The following is a 1,444-nucleotide window of genomic DNA, read 5'->3' on the forward strand; positions in this document are numbered from 1 at the left end:
TCTTCTTCAATTCGGCCACAACCCAGGCCGGATACATCAGCATGCCGCCGGCGCCGAGCACCAGCGGCTCGACAATCAGCGCGGCTGCGCGCCGGTCACGAGAAATTGCCTCGAACCGATCCAGCGTTTCCTGCTCGCGGCCGGGAGCGGGGAAGGGGACGGTATCCACCTCGAACAGCAGCGGCTCATAGGCGGCGTTGAACACGCCGCGGGCACCGACGCTCATCGTGCCGATCGTGTCGCCATGGTAGCTGTGCTCCATGACGACGATGCGCGAACGCGGCGCGCCGATGTTGCGGAAATAGCCGAGCGCCATCTTCAGCGCGACCTCGACCGAGGTCGAGCCGCTGTCGGAATAAAACACCCAGTCGAGTCCCGGCGGCGTAAGGTCGACAAGCGCGCTGGCGAGGCGTTCCGCCGGCTCGTGTGTGAAGCCGGCGAAGATGATCTGGTCAAGGCTCGCGGCAGTCGTCTCGATGGTCTTGATGATGCGGGGATGGCGGTGGCCATGGGTGACAACCCACCAGGAGGAGATGGCGTCGAGGATGTGGGCGCCGTCGGCCTTGTGGAGATACGCGCCTTCCGTCCGGACGATTGCGGGGATCGCCGGCTCGAGCGCGTGTTGCGTGAAGGGATGCCAGACGCGGGATTGCGACATCATCCATTTCCCGTGACCAGCGAGAGGTCGAAGCCGGCAACCATCGCTTCTCTCAAGGTTTCGGATGTCAGCGGATCAAGGTACGGCAGCCTCCTCGTCGAGGCCGGATTGCACCGGTTTCCAGTAGAAGCCGTCGAGCAGGCCGGCGAGACCCGCCGAAAACACCGTCTTGCCGATGCCCGTGTCCGTCCCGGTGATGACGATGCCTCTGGTCATGTCGCCTCTGGTCATGTCACCTTTGGTCATTCTGGGCCAACGCCTCGACAAGCGCATCGATCATGGCGGAAATGGCGGCTTCATCGACGTTGAGCGTCAGCGATATGCGCAGGCGCGACGTCCCTTCCGGCACGGTCGGTGGCCGAATGCCGCGAATGTCAAAGCCACGCGCCTGCAGAGCCGCCGCCACCGCTATGGTGCGCCGGCTGTCGCCGATAACAACTGGTTGGATCTGCGTTCCGCTGGGCTTTACTCCGCAACGCTCGGCCAATTGCCGGCCCACCAAGGCAATGCGCTCATGCAATTGAACACGGCGCATCGGCTCGTCCGCGAGCATGGCGAGCGCTTCATGAGCCGCAACGGCCATCAGCGGCGACGGCGCGGTGGCGTAAATAAATGACCGCGAGCGGTTGATGAGATAGTCGCACAGTGTCCTTGGGCCCGTGACGAGCGCGCCGGAAGCGCCGAGCGCCTTGCCGCATGTGTGGAGCGCGAGAATGTTGTCGCGGCCCTCGAAAGCGACGGCAAGGCCGCGGCCATCCAGTCCCCAGACGCCCGTGGCGTGCGCCT

General features: G+C 64.6%; 2 protein-coding genes and 1 pseudogene. All 3 read right to left on the minus strand.

Annotated features, from left to right (window positions below; translation table 11 throughout):
- On the minus strand, nt 1-658 hold a 658-nt coding region (locus tag AC4FWB_RS34060; protein ID WP_491030594.1), incomplete at its 3' end, for an aminotransferase class III-fold pyridoxal phosphate-dependent enzyme.
- Nucleotides 659-748: 90 nt separating this feature from the next.
- A pseudogene (locus tag AC4FWB_RS34065) lies at nt 749-874 on the minus strand (AAA family ATPase); the annotation flags it as partial.
- A gap of 16 nt (nt 875-890) precedes the next feature.
- On the minus strand, nt 891-1,444 hold a 554-nt coding region (locus tag AC4FWB_RS34070; RefSeq protein ID WP_491030595.1), incomplete at its 5' end, for an aminotransferase class I/II-fold pyridoxal phosphate-dependent enzyme.

The sequence above is a fragment of the Mesorhizobium sp. LEGMi-168a genome, from assembly GCF_058312955.1.